The following is a 14,763-nucleotide window of genomic DNA, read 5'->3' on the forward strand; positions in this document are numbered from 1 at the left end:
AGTGCCGGCCGCAGGCACCGTTGAGGGTGCGACCGGAAGTGGGGTCGAGCCCTCCGCCGATGGCGCAGCTGCGGGCTCGGGTGCGGGCCCAGCCGAAAGCGGAGCCCCGGCCTCAGCCAGTGCCTCCGTCGTAGCCAAGGCCGAAGCCCCGGCCGACGGCACCACCGGAAGTGGAGCCAGGGACTCGGCCGAAGGCGCGGTCAGGGGCTCCGCCGGGAGCGCGGTCGGAGCCTCCGCCGGTGTCCCCGCCGGGGCCTCCACGAATGGCGCGGCCGAGGTCTCCGCCGCAGGTACGGCCGAGGTTTCCGCCGAAGGCGCGGTCGGTGTCCCCGCTGCGGGCTTCGGCGAGGTTTCCGGCGAAGGCGCGGTCGGTGTTTCCGGTGTGGGGTCCACCGAGGTCTCCGGTGAGGTCGCGGGATGTTGTTGGTCGGTCATACCGCTTCCCCCGTCGTCTTGATGCGTTCCAGTTGTTCGCGGAGGAAGGTCGCGATGCCCTTCGTGTCCATGGACTTGGTGCCGGAGGCGTCGAGGGTGATGAGGACGTCGCCCACGTTGGCGAAGCAGAGCATTTCTTCGAGCTTTTCGTCGGACGACCGCTTCGGGACGAAGCACCGTGCTTCCTTGTGCCCGGGGACGGTCGGGCCCTTGCGGAACGCGTCGGCGGTGGTCAGGAGTTCGTTCTCGTACGTGGCGATGGTGTGCGCGGCCTTCTCGTCCATCTGGGACAGCTGGATCTCGATGGAGTAGGCGTTGTTGTCGTCGGACGCGTCGTACTGGTAGCTGCGCATCGCGATGCCCTTGATCTGCTCCCGGTCGATCTGCTTCTCCAGCAGGAGCCGTTGGGAGCGGGGCAGGCCGCTGAGCTCCTGCTTGCGCAGGGCGGTGGCCTCGCGGCCGGTGAGCTGGGCGTCCGCGCCGAACTCCGCGATGTCGGGGCCGCGTTGGTACGTCTGGCCGAACGGGTGCAGCATCGCGGCCAGCCCCTTCGCCGGCGCCGCCTTCCGCTCCGAATCTGCATGGGTCCCGGGGAACTTCCATACGGGCGCGCCCGCGTCCCGGTCCGCGCCGTTCACGGTCACCACGGTGTAGCCGACCCCGCCGACCACTGCCACGGCGAGCAGCGCACAGCCGACGACCGCGGCGACACGGCCCCGCCGAACACGCTTCCGCTGTGCGGCCCCGGGTGCTTCATCGGTTTCAACTCCGGCTTCCAGCAAGGTAGTTGACGCGAACGCGGTCGGCTCCACCGGCTCCACCGGTCCGACCTCACCGGACTGGTTCTCGGTCACAGCCGCTCCATCTGCCGCTTGGCCAGGTCCATGATCTTCGCCTTGGTGATCGGCTTCGAGTCGTAGACCCAGATCTCCATGTAGATGTCGCCGCGGTAGGCGTGCGCCTCGGCGGTGTAGCCGTCGTCGTCGGCGTGGTGGACGTACGCCTTGCCGTCCGCCGTGCCGGGAACGGTCCAGCTGTCGGTGCGGGACTCGCGATCGGCGTAGTACAAGGCGTCCTTCGCGGCGTCGACGGCTCCGAGGCTGTCCTCCTGGCGGTACTGCACCAGGTAGATGTCCACCTCCCGCGAGCCCTCCATCCAGTCGGTGACCGCCGCGCGCCGGAACTCCTCGCGGGACTGGTAGCCCAGCGCCCCGTCCGGCTCCACATACGTCTCGGCGTAGTCGGCCAGGGTCAGCCAGCCGTCGCTGCCCATGGGGAACAGCGTCGCCGTGGCCCCGCTCGGCTTCCTCAGCAGCAGCTTGCGCAGGTCGCCGTCCGTCTTGACCCGGTGGTCCTGGGCGGCGGACAGCGGCTCCGGAGCGGGGCCCTTCGCCTGCGTCAGGGTCGCCTGCGAGAGCGAGGGCAGCTTGTCGGGTGCGCGGTTCGCCTGGACCACGAAACCCGTGCACGTCCCGGCGACGACACCGAGCACCGCGGCGACCGCGATCAGGAGCGCGGTGCGGCCGCGGCGGCGCGGCGGCCGGGACGCCTCTTCGGTTGTTCCCTCGGGCATCTCCGAGGCTGTTTCTTCGGGTACTTCCGGTACTTCCACAACGTCCCCCACGGAACATGGCATGCGCATTCCATATGCGCGCACAGGAGACTCATGGCCGTTGCAAGGAGTTGTAAGGAAGTTGATTACGATTCGGTCATGGCGAAGAAGCTCGTGATCAAGGTGACCGCGGGGGCCGACGCCCCCGAACGCTGCTCACAGGCGTTCACGGTGGCGGCGGTGGCCGTTGCCAGCGGGGTGGACGTCTCCCTGTGGCTGACCGGCGAGTCGGCGTGGTTCGCCCTCCCTGGCCGTGCCGCCGAGTTCCAACTCCCGCACGCCGCACCGCTCCCCGACCTGCTCGACTCGATCCTCGCCGCCGGCCGCGTGACGTTGTGCACGCAGTGCGCGGCCCGACGGGACATCACGGAGAAGGACGTCATCGAGGGCGTACGGATCGCCGGCGCGCAGGTGTTCGTACAAGAGGCGATGGCCAACGAGACGCAGGCGCTCGTCTACTGAGCCGACCCCTTGACCGAGCCGACGAACTCCGCCCAGGCGTCCACACCGAAGAGGAGGGTGCCGTGGGCGGGGTTCTTACTGTCACGGACGGGGACGAGGGTGGGGATGTTGGGGGCGATCTCGATGCAGTTGCCGCCGTCCGAGTTGCTGTAACTGCTCTTGCGCCACGTCACGTTGCTCAGGTCGATGGCTCGCACGGCACTTCCTCCAACATCCGCAGGACGAACGATCGCGACTCGGCCAGAGACAAAGCCAGGTCGCGTACCGCATCATATGTCCGCTGAAGGTGGTGGACCTTGCTTGTTTCCTCGATCAGTTCGCCACTGACGTCGTTCTCGGTATAGGCCACGGTTCGGCCGTCCAGGAGCCTCAGGAACATCACGTCGGTGCTGTCCAACCCGTGCAGTCCGACGCCGAACGGCAGTACATGAAGAGTGATGTTCGGCCGGTCCGCCGCCTCCAGCAGGAACTCCAACTGCCCCCGCCACGCCTGGCTGTTGCGCAGGGAATTCCGCAGTACCAGTTCCGAGAGGATCACGCGGAACGGGGGCGGGTCATCCCCCTCCAACACTCGCCGCCGTCCGATGCGCGCGTCGACCTGCTGGTCCAGCTCGTGCCCCCTGAGACCGCCCGCCGTGAGCGCTTCCCTCGCGTATTCGGCCGTCTGAAGCAGCCCGGGCGGCCTGCTCACGGAGTACTGCCACAACCCCAGGGCCTCGGCCTCCAACACCATGTACCGCCGGTACTGCTCCTTGAACTGCGTCGGGTCACCAACTGCCAACTCCCACAACGTGAGTAGCAGCGGCGCCGTCCCGTAGTACTGATCCAGCGCCTGTACGACCTCGGGCCCGCCCAGCGTTCCCCCGCTCTCCATCTTGCTGAACAAGGAGGAGTCCCACCCAACCTCCCTCTCCAACTCGCGCAGACTCAGGCCGCGTTCGCCCCTCAGGCGCCGTAGCTCCTCGGCGAATCGCTTCCTGGGCTCGTGACTGCGCTCCGTGATCACCAGCCGTTGCGGCATCCCGCGCTCCTGTTGAATTTGTTGAATTTGGCGTGCCCGGCGTTGAAGTTGAGCCCGTCGGCGCTGTTTTCGCCTCCGCCGTGGGTCATCCTCGTAACACCCCACGAATGCACAGAGTATTTCAACTGTCGCATTCTGTATGGAAGTTGCACAAAAAGGAGGAGGAGCCGATGGAAACCGGAGCGCTGCTGTACGACCCCGCCACCAACAAGGTCGGCGAGTACCAGGACAGGTCGGGCCCCTACGCCCTGCTGCGCCCCGTCGGCGGTGGGCGTGAATGGCAGGCCGACCCCGCCTCACTGCGACCGGCGACGGACCAGGAGCGGCTGAGCGCCGGGGTCCGCGCAGCCAACGCCCGTGCGCGGACCGACGGCCCGTTCCTGGTGGCCGCCCCGCTCCGGCCCGTCGCCGACTGCGACACCTGCGCGGAACTCGACGGCCGCCGCACCGCCGCCCGTACGGAACACGACTACAGCGCCGAGACCGACGCGAACGTCCTGCTCCGCAAACACCGGATCGAGGCCCACCCCGTATGAACCACCCGCTGCCCCACCAGCTGATCCAGGTACTCCCGGTCCAGGCATGCCCGCCCCCGCTCATGCCGGCCGTACGGCCGCCGGAACCACTACCGGCCACACCCCCACCCGCACCGCGGGCACTCCGTCGTCGCCGCCGGTTCCACGCACCCCGCGCCCTCCGCGACGACGCCTTCTGGACCGGCGCGCTCACCGCGATGTGCATCGGCGGCCTGCTGCTGGCCGTCCTCGCCACGAGCTGACCGGCCGCCGCCGGCAGGCCTTGGTATACGTGGAGGCTTGACTTCAAGCGCTTGAGGTATCGGAGGCTCCTCCCATGGCAGCAGCGACCAGCGAGCAGACAGCGGATCTGACCGTTCAGGAGATGGCGCGACGGTCCGGTTTCAGCGAGCCCACGCTTCGCTACTACGAGAAGATCGGCCTGCTGGGAGCGGTCGCCCGGGACGAGTCCAGTGGTCATCGCCGGTACGGGCCGGCGACCGTGGCCCGCGTCGAGGCGCTGTCCTGCCTACGCTCGTCGGGGGTCACCGTCAGCGGGATGCGCCGCTATCTGGACCTGCTCGCCCAGGGGGACTCGGCTGCGGCCGAGCAGCGGGATCTGTTCGCCTCGCAGGCGGAGAAGCTGGCCGCCGACATCGGGCAGCTCCAGTTGCGTCTGACGTATCTGCGGCGGAAGGCCGATCTGTGGGACGCCCGGGTCCGCGGGGACGCCGCCGCCGAGCACCGCGCGACCGAAGCGGTCCTGCGCGTACTGGAACAATTCACCCACTGAAGGACTGAATCCGATGGGCACAGACGATCTCACCGCCCCCGGCAGCAGCAGGCCGGTCCTGGTCACCGGCGGTACCGGCCTCGTCGGCGGGCACTCGGTCGCCCGGCTGCTGCGCGAGGGGTACCGAACCCGGGTGACGGTCCGGGAGCCGGGGCAGGAGGCCGAGGTACGGGCGGCCGTCCGGCAGGCCGGGGTGGATCCGGCGGACCGGCTGGAGTTCGCCGTCGCCGACCTCGGCGCCGACGACGGGTGGGGGGAAGCCATGAGCGGCGTCGGTCACGTACTGCACCACGCGTCGCCCTTCCCCTCCACCGCGCCCGCGACCGAGGACGAACTCGTCGTCCCCGCCCGTGACGGCACACTCCGGATACTCGCCGCGGCCCGGAAGGCCGGGGTCGCGCGGGTCGCGATGACGTCCTCCTACGCCGCGGTCGGATACACACTGAAGCCCGACAACCACTACTCGGAGGCGGACTGGACCGACCCGGACACCGAGGGCCTGCCCGCCTACCACAAGTCGAAGGTCCTCGCCGAGCGTGCGGCCTGGGACTACGCCCACGCCCACGGGGACATCGAGCTGACCGTCGTCAACCCCACCGGCATCTTCGGCCCGCAGCTCGGCACCCGGCCGTCCGGCTCGATCGGCCTGGTCAGGGCCATGCTGACCGGGCAGATGCCCGCGGTGCCGGTCATGTACTTCGGCGTCGTCGACGTTCGCGACGTCGTGGACCTGCATCTGCTGGCCATGTCGCACCCGAAGGCGGCGGGCGAGCGCTTCATCGCCGTCGGCGGACCGGCCATCAGCTTCCTGCGCATGGCGGAGATCCTGCGCGAGCACTTCCCCGCCGCGGCCGACCGGCTGCCCACCGTCGAACTGACCGTCGAGCAGGTGCGCGAGGCCGCGAAGACACAGCCCGCCCTGCGGGACGCGGCGGCGCTGGGGGGCCGGATCCCGGTCATCAGCGGCGAGAAGGCCCGCTCGGTGCTTGGCTGGGAGCCTCGGGACGTCACCGAGACGATCGTGGCGACCGCCGACAGCCAGATCCGGCGGGGCCTGTGAACTCACGTACCTACGAGAGGAACTCCCGATGTCCCGAGCTGTGGTCCTGACCGGATTCGGTCCGCCCGGTGTCCTCGAACTCCGTGATGTGGAGGTGGGGCCGCCCGGCGCCGGTCAGATCCGTGTCGCGGTGGCCTTCGCCGGAGTCGGTCCCACCGACCTCGCGATCCGCGCCGGCAGGTTGCAGGCCTTTCCGGCCGGACCGGGAACCGCGCTCGGGTTCGAGGCGGCCGGCGTCGTCGACGCGGTCGGCGCCGGGGTGGACGACGTGGTGCCCGGCCAGGAGGTCGCGGTCTTCCTGCCCCGGCTCGGCGGGTATGCCGACCGTGTGCTCGCCGAGCACTGGGTGCCCAAGCCCGCCTCCGTGAGCTGGGAGGACGCGGCGGCCCTGCCCGCCTCCGGAGAGGCGGCGGCCCGCACGCTGGCCGAGCTGGGACTGCGGGAGGCGGAAACCCTGCTCGTGCTCGGCGGCCTCGGTTCGGTCGGCACGATCGCGACCCAGCTGGCGGTCGGCCGGGGAGCCCGGGTGATCTCGGGCGTGCGGGACACGGACTTCGCCGCCGCCGAGAAGCTCGGCGCGGTGCCTGTCGCCTACGGTCCCGACCTGCTCGACCAGGTCCGTGCGAAGGCCAGCCGGGTCGACGCCGTACTCGACGCGGCGGGCAGGGACGGCCTGGAGGCGGCGATCGAGCTGGCCGGCGGAACGGAACGGGTGATCACGCTCTCCGACCACCGTGCCGCCGAACTCGGCGTCCGGCTCTCGGGCCCCGACCCGCTCCGCATCCCGGCCGCGCTCGCGGAGGCCATGGCGGCCCTCACGAGCGGCGCCCTGACCCTCCGGCCGCAGGTCTCGGTCCCGCTGGCCCAGGCGGCCGACGTGCACGCCCGGCTGGAGGACGGCCGGATCCGCGCGAAGGTCCTCCTGGCAACCTGAACGGGATCTACTCCTGCCGCCACAGACAGAACGGGTGCCCCGCCGGGTCGAAGAAGACCCGTACACCGTCCTGGGGCTGGTCGGGGGCGAGCCTGGCCCCCTCCGCCACCGCCCTCGCCGTCTCGCCCTCCAGGTCGTCGACCTCGATGTCCAGGTGCAGCATCATCTGCTGCTCGCCGGGCCTGCGGGTGGGCCACACGGGCGGGACGTACTCCGGCTCGGTCTGGAAGGAGAGGCCGGTGCCGCCCCCTGGCGGGCCGACGAGGACCCAGTCGGGTTCCTCGGCCCGGACGACGTAGCCGAGCAACCGGCAATAGAAACCGGCCAGTTCATGCGCGTCCCGCGCGTCGAGCACCACGGTGGACAGTCTCGTAGGCGACATGCCCGCCCTCTACCCGCTTTCCCTACTGGCGCCGCTTCTTGCCGTCCAGCTCGTCCCACCACTCGTCGGACTTGGGGTCGCCGGACGGGTCGTCCCACCAGCGGTCGTCCGGGCCCCTGCGGTTGGCGACCATCGCGGCGACGGGCGGGATCACCATCGCGACCACGCACATGCCGACCGCCACGGGCACCGACCAGATCCGCACGACTCCCCAGGCCAGAACGAAGAGCCCGATGCAGATGCCCATCATGACGAAGTAGGTGCGACGGCGGCGTGCCAGCATGTTTCCAGGGTAGGCCTGGGCATGCGAAAGGGTCGCACCCAGGAAGTTCAAGCCCTGAGTGCGACCCTTCGGCAGCAGTGAATCGGCGGTCAGACCGCGATCGCCACCTCCGCCAGCCCGCCCGTCTGGGCGACGACCGTGCGGTCGGCGGTGGCGCCCGGAACGAGGGCGCGGACGGTCCAGGTGCCTTCGGCCGCGTAGAAGCGGAACTGGCCCGTGGCGGAGGTCGGGACCTCCGCGGTGAACTCGCCGGTCGAGTCCAGGAGACGGACGTAGCCGACCACGGGCTCGCCGTCCTTCGTCACCTGGCCCTGGATGGTGGTCTCACCGGGCTTGATCGTCGAGGCGTCGGGGCCGCCGGCCTTCGCTCCACACATGTGCTTCTCCAGAGTTTTTGAAAGGGGCGGGCTTACTTGTTGGCGCCGAGCTCGATCGGGACGCCGACCAGGGAGCCGTACTCGGTCCACGAGCCGTCGTAGTTCTTGACGTTCTCGACACCGAGCAGCTCGTGCAGCACGAACCAGGTCAGGGCCGAGCGCTCGCCGATGCGGCAGTACGCGATGGTGTCCTTGGCGAGGTCGACCTGCTCCTCGGCGTAGAGCTCCTTGAGCTCGTCGTCCGACTTGAAGGTGCCGTCGTCGTTGGCGTTCTTCGACCACGGGATGTTGCGGGCCGAGGGCACGTGGCCGGGGCGCTGCGACTGCTCCTGCGGAAGGTGGGCCGGGGCGAGCAGCTTGCCGGAGAACTCGTCGGGCGACCGGACGTCGACCAGGTTCTGCGAGCCGATGGCGGCCACGACGTCGTCGCGGAACGCGCGGATCGACTTGTTCTGCGGCTTCGCCTTGTAGTCGGTGGTGGCTCGCGCGGGGACCTCCTCGACCAGCTCGCGGGCGTCCAGCTCCCACTTCTTGCGGCCGCCGTCGAGCAGCTTGACGCTGTCGTGGCCGTAGAGCTTGAAGTACCAGTAGGCGTACGAGGCGAACCAGTTGTTGTTGCCGCCGTAGAGGATCACCAGCGTGTCGTTGCCGATGCCCTTGGCCGAGAGGAGCTTCTCGAAGCCCTCCTGGTCGATGAAGTCACGGCGTACCGGGTCCTGGAGGTCCTTGGTCCAGTCGATCCGGATGGCGTTGCGGATGTGGTTCTTCTCGTACGCGGACGTGTCCTCGTCGACCTCGACGATGGCGATGTCCGCGTTGTCGAGGTTGGCCTCGACCCAGTCGGCGTCGACCAGGACGTCACTGCGGCTCATGCTGTTTCTCCTCCGGGGCAGTTACGGCGGTGCGGTGCGTGAGAGCTGAGAGAGGGGTGCGCGGCTCGCGCGGGTGCCCGCGATCAAGGGCACGGGGGAAGACGGAAGCCTGCGCTTCCGCTCAGAAAGTGCGACAGAGCATGGCGGCGACGCGGCACAGGTCCACTGCCCGCCGCTTCGTGAGATCCGCCTGTTGCCTCATAGGGTCGATCGTAGGGACGGACTGCGGGACATGTCACCGGTGTGTCGTATTTTGAGACGCGATCGTCCGTGATGTGAGATCGGCGGGGCGTCGGCGACCCCTTCACCGGGAATCCGCGCGCCGTTCGCCGTCCTCACAACTGCCGTACGGACACTGCCGTCTCGCCCCTCGGACAGGCGCCGTCCACCGGGCCTCGTCCGGACCTGGTGCGTCCTACCCGGCCAGCCGGACGTTCGAACCCTTCACCTTGATCTCCACCCCGTTCTTCGCGGCCTGCACACTGGCCAGCTTCACCCCGCCCGGCAGCTGGTCGATCGTCTGCTGGAAGTCGGTGATCGAGCGGATCCGGGAGTCGGCGAGGTCCACGACCAGCTTGGGCAGGTTGTCCGCGTGCACCTTCACGGTGTCGCCGTCGACGGTGACCGTGCTGAGCACCGGATACGTCGTCTGCTGGCCCAGGGCCGAGACCTTGACGTCGACCTTGATCTTGCCGTCGCCGCCGTCGGAGAGGCCGACGACCTGGGCGTCGACCCCGGTGAAGATGTTCGTCGGCTGGGACTTGGCGGCCTTGAGCAGCTGGTCGTAGGCGATGCTCGCGGAGCCGGTCGCGCTGGCCGCGGTCGCCGAGCTGTAGCCGCCCGAGAACTTGACGTCCTTCATGTCGGCCTTGAGGTCGTCGATCCGGATCGTGGAGGTGCCGCTGCCGGTCGTGTTCGCCGTCGTCGCCTCGTAGGTCTTGATGGTGAGCGCCACGTCGTCCAGCTCACCCGAGGCGACCTGGGTCAGGAAGGGGAAGCCCTTGATGGACACGTCGGGGGCGGAGGCGAGGTTCTCGCTCGTCTGCACCTTGCCCGCCGCCTCGTCCTGCGCGAAGTAGACCGCGACCCGGTCCACCACCACGAACAGGACGCCCAGAATCACCACGACGGTCAGAAGTATTCGTAGCCCACGCATTTACGGTGTTCCCCCACCTGGCGGTCATCGACTGAAGACGAAAGCGGTGCAACGACCGGGTGGCCGCAAATCGCGAGCGTAGTCCCGCGAGATGCGTGCAGTGGGAAATTGTCGATCACCTGTGACAGGGCTGCCGCCTACGCCAGCGCGCGCCCCAGTACGTAGACCGCCGGGGCCGCCGCGGCCAGCGGGAGGGCCACACCGGCCGTGAAGTGGACGAAGCGGGACGGGTAGTCGTAGCTCGCCACCCGGTGACCGATCAGCGCGCAGCCCGCCGCGACCGCGCCGAGCAGCGCGCCCTTCGCGCCGAGGCCGGTCATCCCGCCGACGGCGATGCCCGCACCGGCGGCGGCGAGCAGGGAGACGACCACCGAGGCCACGGTCGGCAGCGGCAGCGCGCGGGCCAGGATCGCGACCGCCACGGCGGCGGCGCCGACGGTGACCGCGTCCGGGTCGGCCGCGAGATGGCCGGTCGCCACGATGGCCAGGGCCGCCGAGGCGACCGTCGCCATCAGTCCGGTGATCCGGGTGTCCGGGTCGGCGTGCGAGCGCAGCTGCATCACGAGGGAGAGCAGGACCCAGACGCCGAGGGTGCCGAGGATCGCGGCCGGGCCGTTGTCCCGGCCGGCCGCCAGCAGCGCCACGTCCGCGACGAGCGCGCCCGCGAAGGCCAGCACGATGCCCTGCCGGGCGGGCCACATCCCGTTCAGCCGGAACCAGCCCGCCGCCGTGACCGCCTGGAGCACGACGAGCGGCACGACGAGGGCGTACGACCCGATCTGCGCGGTGACGGAGAGGAGCAGCGCCAGGAGGGCGGTGAGGCCCGCCGGCTGCATCCCGGGTTCGATGATCGGCGAGCGGCCCTCCAGGCGGGCCCGCTGGGCGTCGGTGATGCGGGCGTTCCCGGCGAGGGAGGGCGGGCCGTAGCCGACCGCCTCGTCCGCGGATGCGGCTGCGGGGGCCGGGGGCGCGGTCACGGGTGCCTGCCCGTAACCGCCGTAACTCGGCGCCGGCGCCTGGTAGTTCTGCGGCGGGAAGTACGCCAGGTCGGACGCGGAGGGTCTGGACTGCTGGACCTGGGTGTCCCAGGTCTGGCCCTGCCACTGCTGGGTGTACTGCTGCGCGGCCTGCGGATCGTCGTAGGCCTGCTGCTGCCCGGGCCAGGCCTGCGCCTGCTGTTGCTGGGCCTGCTGCGGCTGTTGCTGCTGGGCGTAGGGGTCGTAACCCTCGCCGTAGCCCTCGCCATGGCCCTCGTACGGCTGGTTGCTCATCGGTGCGCTCATCCTCCTGCGAACGGCGGGAGCACCTCGACCGTGCCGCCCTCGGCCAGCCGTACCGTCTCATGTCCGCGGGTGCCCACGGGGTCACCGTCGACGAGGAAGGAGCATCGCAGCAGTACGCGGGCGAGTTCCCCGGGGTGTCGCTCGCGCACCTCGGCGAGGGCCTCGGCGAGGGTGGCCGCGTCGAACGGCTCCTCGGCGATCCCGGCCGCGGCCTTCGCGGCGGCCCAGTAGCGCACCGTGACCTTTGGCATCCGCTTCCTCAATCGATCGGGGGCTGCAACGGCCAGGCTAGGCCCTGTCCGGCGGATCCGGTCGCAGAAAATCCACGGCGACCGCTCGATACCGGTGAGCGGGGCGTGGTGCGTGCAGCTGCAAGGCGGAGGAGGGAGTCGACGCGATGGGGGTCCCCCCGCGCGAGGTTGTTCGAGCGTGGGGGAGTCGGCGACCGACGACAACGCGGCAGATGTGCGCACCACGCCCCGCGTCTGCGACAGGATCCGCCGGACAGGGCCTAGCTGTCCTGTGAACCGGCCCAGCGACCGATGCGGGCCAGGAGGTCGTCGCTCGCCGCGTGCTCGGCGTGGCCCATGCCGGGCTCCAGCCAGAGTTCTCCGTGGTCACCTGCGGCTTCGGCCAGCATGCGGGGGTGGTCGAGCGGGAAGTAGCCGTCGATCTCGCCGTGCACGACGAGGAGGGGGGTGGGTGCGATACGCGGGACCGCTTCCACCGGGGAGAGCGGGACGGGATCCCAACCGCTGTGCTCGATACGGGTCTTGAGGCCGAGGCGGCCCACCAGACGACCCTCGGGACGGGTCACCAGCCAGTGGAGCTTCCGCATGGGGGCGGTGCCCCGGTAGTACCAGCGGGCCGGCGCACTCACCGAAACCACCGCGTCCGTGTGCGCTTCCGTGCGCCCCCTGCGCCCCTGACCGTCCGCGTCACCCTCCGGAACCTCCGGGCCGCAGAGCGCCGCGTGCCGCAGCACCACCGAACCGCCCATCGAGAAGCCGACGGTGACCACGCGCGTGTGCCCCTGCTCGCGTGCCCAGGCGACCGCCGCGGCCAGATCGAGGACCTCGCGGTCGCCGACGGTGGAGCGCCCGCCGGACCTTCCGTGGCCCCGGAACGAGAACGTGACCACGGCCCCGTACTGGGCGAACGCCTCGACCACCCGGCGCACGTGCGGCTTGTCCACGTCGCCCGTGAAACCGTGCGCGACGACGAACACCAGGTCACCGGAAGGTGGCGGGGAGACGTCGTATACGACCACTGCCGGGTCGTATACGGAATCGATCGTCACCCCGTCGTCGGTGTGCAGAAACGTCCGCAAAGGTGTGCGTCTGATCGTCTCAGAGTTCGGACGAACGGTGGATCGTGCCACATGACCTGCCGTACCAGCGCTCATGTGGGCTATTCTGCTCGACAGAGGACTCGGGCAGCGAAGCCCCCGGGTCCTTTTGTGCTTCCGGGAGCGTTGTATACGAAGCGGTACACCACGGGAAACCACAGGTGGCCGCCGGTGATACAGGGCCCTCGGAATCACAAACGCTGTGCCGCATGACACACGTCCTCGCAGGGACCGAGGAGGAACCAGACTTATGAGTTCTCTGCTGCTCCTGACCAATGCCCTCCAGCCGTCTACGGAGGTGCTTCCGGCCCTTGGCCTGCTGCTGCACAACGTGCGCGTGGCACCGGCGGAAGGCCCCGCTCTCGTCGACACCCCCGGTGCCGACGTCATCCTCATCGACGGCCGCCGGGACCTGCCTCAGGTGCGCAGCCTGTGTCAGCTCCTCCGCTCCACCGGACCGGGATGCCCGCTCATCCTCGTCGTCACCGAGGGCGGCCTCGCCGCCGTCACCGCCGACTGGGGCATCGACGACGTACTGCTCGACACGGCCGGCCCGGCCGAGGTCGAGGCGCGCCTGCGCCTGGCCATGGGCCGCCAGCAGATCGTCAACGACGACTCCCCCATGGAGATCCGCAACGGCGACCTCTCCGTGGACGAGGCGACGTACTCCGCCAAGCTCAAGGGCCGGGTCCTCGACCTGACCTTCAAGGAGTTCGAGCTCCTCAAGTACCTGGCCCAGCACCCGGGCCGCGTCTTCACACGCGCCCAGCTGCTCCAGGAGGTCTGGGGCTACGACTACTTCGGCGGCACCCGCACGGTCGACGTCCACGTACGACGGCTGCGCGCCAAGCTCGGCCCCGAGCACGAGTCGCTGATCGGGACCGTCCGGAACGTCGGTTACCGATTCGTGACCCCGGAGAAGGGCGACCGGGGCGGCGAGGACGCGAAGCTCAAGGCGAGCGCCGCTCTCGCAGGTGCAAAGCCGGAGGATGCGGACGAGACGGCCGACTCGGCCGCCCTGGACGCCACCGAGATCCCGGCACAGGCCTAACCCGCCTCCGGGCAGGGCATCGCTTCCGCACAGCTACTCACCGGTTCTCGTCGGTTCCGCACGGAGATGCTGTGCGGAAGCGACGAGAAGCTTCGAAACGCCCTGCCCAGAGCTGGTCAATCCGCGTAGACTCCGCGCGTGGCCAAGGTGACTCGGGATGATGTAGCGCGACTGGCAGGGACGTCGACTGCCGTCGTCAGCTATGTCATCAACAACGGACCCCGGCCGGTTGCCCCGGCCACGCGCGAGCGTGTCCTCGCCGCGATCAAGGAACTGGGGTACCGACCGGACCGGGTGGCCCAGGCCATGGCGTCGCGGCGCACGGATCTCATAGGCCTGATCGTGCCGGACGCGCGCCAGCCCTTCTTCGGGGAGATGGCGCACGCGGTCGAACAGGCCGCGTCCGAGCGCGGAAAGATGGTGCTGGTCGGCAACTCCGACTACGTCGCCGAGCGCGAGGTCCACTATCTGCGCGCCTTCCTCGGCATGCGCGTCTCCGGCCTGATCCTCGTCAGCCACGCGCTGAACGACCTCGCCGCCGCCGAGATCGAGGCCTGGGACGCCCGCGTGGTCCTGCTGCACGAACGCCCCGAGGCCATAGACGACGTCGCCGTCGTCACGGACGACCTCGGCGGCGCCCAGCTCGCCGTCCGCCACCTCCTGGAGCACGGCTACGACTACGTGGCCTGTATGGGCGGTACGGCCGAGACACCGGCCGTCGGCGACCCGGTCTCCGACCACGTCGAGGGCTGGCGGCGCGCCATGACCGAGGCCGGCCTGCCCACCGAGGGCCGGCTCTTCGAGGCGCCGTACAACCGCTACGACGCCTACCAGGTCGCCCTCGGGATCCTGTCCGGGCCCCGGCGGCCGCCCGCGATCTTCTGCTCCACCGACGACCAGGCGATCGGCCTGCTGCGGGCCGCCCGCGAGCTGCGGATCGACGTACCGCGCGAGCTCGGCGTGATCGGCTTCGACGACATCAAGGAAGCCGCCCTCGCCGATCCGCCGATGACGACGATCGCTTCCGACCGTCCGGCGATGGCCAGGGCGGCCGTGGACCTCGTGCTCGACGACGGGCTCCGCGTGGCGGGCTCGCGTCGCGAGCGGCTGAAGGTGTTCCCCTCCCGCCTGGTGACCCGGCGGTCCTGCGGCTGCGAAGCCTGACCAGGACCACCGGTT

21 protein-coding genes are annotated in these 14,763 nt (G+C 70.0%); 8 read left to right on the forward strand and 13 right to left on the reverse strand.

Going from position 1 to position 14,763, the window contains the following annotated elements:
- Positions 1 to 431 precede the first annotated feature (431 nt).
- Both ACQHII_RS22515 and ACQHII_RS22520 read right to left on the reverse strand, forming a co-directional pair.
- Positions 432 to 1,289, reverse strand: coding sequence for a hypothetical protein (locus ACQHII_RS22515; RefSeq protein WP_427921003.1), 858 nt, complete (start codon positions 1,287 to 1,289; stop codon positions 432 to 434).
- On the reverse strand, positions 1,286 to 2,008 hold the full coding sequence (locus ACQHII_RS22520) for a hypothetical protein (protein ID WP_427921004.1): 723 nt from the start codon (positions 2,006 to 2,008) through the stop codon (positions 1,286 to 1,288). The genes ACQHII_RS22515 and ACQHII_RS22520 overlap by 4 nt, the downstream gene beginning before the upstream one ends.
- Before the next feature lie 138 nt (positions 2,009 to 2,146).
- Here ACQHII_RS22520 and ACQHII_RS22525 point away from each other — a divergent pair, with 138 nt between their 5' ends.
- A complete protein-coding gene (locus tag ACQHII_RS22525) occupies positions 2,147 to 2,509 on the forward strand; it encodes a DsrE family protein (RefSeq protein ID WP_427921005.1) in 363 nt (120 codons plus the stop codon).
- Here the strand turns inward: ACQHII_RS22525 and ACQHII_RS22530 are convergent.
- Positions 2,503 to 2,706: a DUF397 domain-containing protein gene (locus ACQHII_RS22530; protein WP_427921006.1), complete on the reverse strand. Its 204-nt coding sequence runs from the start codon at positions 2,704 to 2,706 to the stop codon at positions 2,503 to 2,505. The genes ACQHII_RS22525 and ACQHII_RS22530 overlap by 7 nt on opposite strands.
- Positions 2,688 to 3,530, reverse strand: coding sequence for a helix-turn-helix domain-containing protein (locus tag ACQHII_RS22535; protein ID WP_427921007.1), 843 nt, complete (start codon positions 3,528 to 3,530; stop codon positions 2,688 to 2,690). The genes ACQHII_RS22530 and ACQHII_RS22535 overlap by 19 nt, the downstream gene beginning before the upstream one ends.
- Before the next feature lie 170 nt (positions 3,531 to 3,700).
- Here ACQHII_RS22535 and ACQHII_RS22540 point away from each other — a divergent pair, with 170 nt between their 5' ends.
- From ACQHII_RS22540 to ACQHII_RS22560, 5 genes are all read left to right on the forward strand, one after another.
- Entirely contained in the window at positions 3,701 to 4,066 is a 366-nt protein-coding gene (locus ACQHII_RS22540) for a hypothetical protein (RefSeq protein WP_427921008.1), read from the forward strand.
- Entirely contained in the window at positions 4,063 to 4,308 is a 246-nt protein-coding gene (locus ACQHII_RS22545) for a hypothetical protein (RefSeq protein WP_427921009.1), read from the forward strand. The genes ACQHII_RS22540 and ACQHII_RS22545 overlap by 4 nt, the downstream gene beginning before the upstream one ends.
- A gap of 74 nt (positions 4,309 to 4,382) precedes the next feature.
- The gene (locus ACQHII_RS22550; protein WP_427921010.1) at positions 4,383 to 4,838 is read left to right on the forward strand and encodes a MerR family transcriptional regulator; all 456 of its coding nucleotides are present in this window, start codon (positions 4,383 to 4,385) and stop codon (positions 4,836 to 4,838) included.
- A gap of 13 nt (positions 4,839 to 4,851) precedes the next feature.
- A complete protein-coding gene (locus ACQHII_RS22555; RefSeq protein WP_427921011.1) occupies positions 4,852 to 5,898 on the forward strand; it encodes an NAD-dependent epimerase/dehydratase family protein in 1,047 nt (348 codons plus the stop codon).
- A gap of 28 nt (positions 5,899 to 5,926) precedes the next feature.
- Positions 5,927 to 6,832: an NADP-dependent oxidoreductase gene (locus ACQHII_RS22560; protein ID WP_427921012.1), complete on the forward strand. Its 906-nt coding sequence runs from the start codon at positions 5,927 to 5,929 to the stop codon at positions 6,830 to 6,832.
- A gap of 7 nt (positions 6,833 to 6,839) precedes the next feature.
- On the opposite strand, the gene ACQHII_RS22565 is transcribed toward ACQHII_RS22560, so the two are convergent.
- From ACQHII_RS22565 to ACQHII_RS22605, 9 genes are all read right to left on the reverse strand, one after another.
- Positions 6,840 to 7,214, reverse strand: a complete 375-nt coding sequence (locus tag ACQHII_RS22565; protein WP_427921013.1) for a VOC family protein — start codon at positions 7,212 to 7,214, stop codon at positions 6,840 to 6,842.
- 22 nt (positions 7,215 to 7,236) lie between these two features.
- Complete coding sequence (locus tag ACQHII_RS22570) at positions 7,237 to 7,497, reverse strand: DUF3099 domain-containing protein (protein WP_019073737.1); 261 nt, start codon at positions 7,495 to 7,497, stop codon at positions 7,237 to 7,239.
- An 89-nt stretch (positions 7,498 to 7,586) separates the two neighbouring features.
- Complete coding sequence (locus ACQHII_RS22575; protein ID WP_010985465.1) at positions 7,587 to 7,874, reverse strand: DUF1416 domain-containing protein; 288 nt, start codon at positions 7,872 to 7,874, stop codon at positions 7,587 to 7,589.
- A gap of 32 nt (positions 7,875 to 7,906) precedes the next feature.
- Positions 7,907 to 8,746, reverse strand: coding sequence for a sulfurtransferase (locus tag ACQHII_RS22580; RefSeq protein WP_200713952.1), 840 nt, complete (start codon positions 8,744 to 8,746; stop codon positions 7,907 to 7,909).
- Between the two features lie 121 nt (positions 8,747 to 8,867).
- Positions 8,868 to 8,948 (reverse strand): putative leader peptide, encoded by an 81-nt coding sequence (locus ACQHII_RS22585; protein ID WP_353963781.1) that lies wholly within the window; start codon positions 8,946 to 8,948, stop codon positions 8,868 to 8,870.
- A 213-nt stretch (positions 8,949 to 9,161) separates the two neighbouring features.
- The gene (locus tag ACQHII_RS22590; protein ID WP_427921014.1) at positions 9,162 to 9,902 is read right to left on the reverse strand and encodes an LmeA family phospholipid-binding protein; all 741 of its coding nucleotides are present in this window, start codon (positions 9,900 to 9,902) and stop codon (positions 9,162 to 9,164) included.
- A 137-nt stretch (positions 9,903 to 10,039) separates the two neighbouring features.
- The gene (locus tag ACQHII_RS22595; protein ID WP_427921015.1) at positions 10,040 to 11,173 is read right to left on the reverse strand and encodes a hypothetical protein; all 1,134 of its coding nucleotides are present in this window, start codon (positions 11,171 to 11,173) and stop codon (positions 10,040 to 10,042) included.
- An 8-nt stretch (positions 11,174 to 11,181) separates the two neighbouring features.
- Complete coding sequence (locus ACQHII_RS22600) at positions 11,182 to 11,436, reverse strand: MoaD/ThiS family protein (protein ID WP_019073733.1); 255 nt, start codon at positions 11,434 to 11,436, stop codon at positions 11,182 to 11,184.
- 260 nt (positions 11,437 to 11,696) lie between these two features.
- Positions 11,697 to 12,590, reverse strand: a complete 894-nt coding sequence (locus ACQHII_RS22605; protein WP_427921016.1) for an alpha/beta hydrolase — start codon at positions 12,588 to 12,590, stop codon at positions 11,697 to 11,699.
- A gap of 193 nt (positions 12,591 to 12,783) precedes the next feature.
- On the opposite strand from ACQHII_RS22605, the gene ACQHII_RS22610 reads away from it, so the two are divergent.
- Together ACQHII_RS22610 and ACQHII_RS22615 are read left to right on the forward strand one after the other, a co-directional pair.
- On the forward strand, positions 12,784 to 13,584 hold the full coding sequence (locus tag ACQHII_RS22610) for a winged helix-turn-helix transcriptional regulator (RefSeq protein WP_427921017.1): 801 nt from the start codon (positions 12,784 to 12,786) through the stop codon (positions 13,582 to 13,584).
- A gap of 138 nt (positions 13,585 to 13,722) precedes the next feature.
- Positions 13,723 to 14,748 (forward strand): LacI family DNA-binding transcriptional regulator, encoded by a 1,026-nt coding sequence (locus ACQHII_RS22615; protein ID WP_388101339.1) that lies wholly within the window; start codon positions 13,723 to 13,725, stop codon positions 14,746 to 14,748.
- Positions 14,749 to 14,763 lie beyond the last annotated feature (15 nt).

The sequence above is a fragment of the Streptomyces sp. cg40 genome, assembly GCF_050320165.1.
GTDB lineage: Bacteria > Actinomycetota > Actinomycetes > Streptomycetales > Streptomycetaceae > Streptomyces > Streptomyces hokutonensis.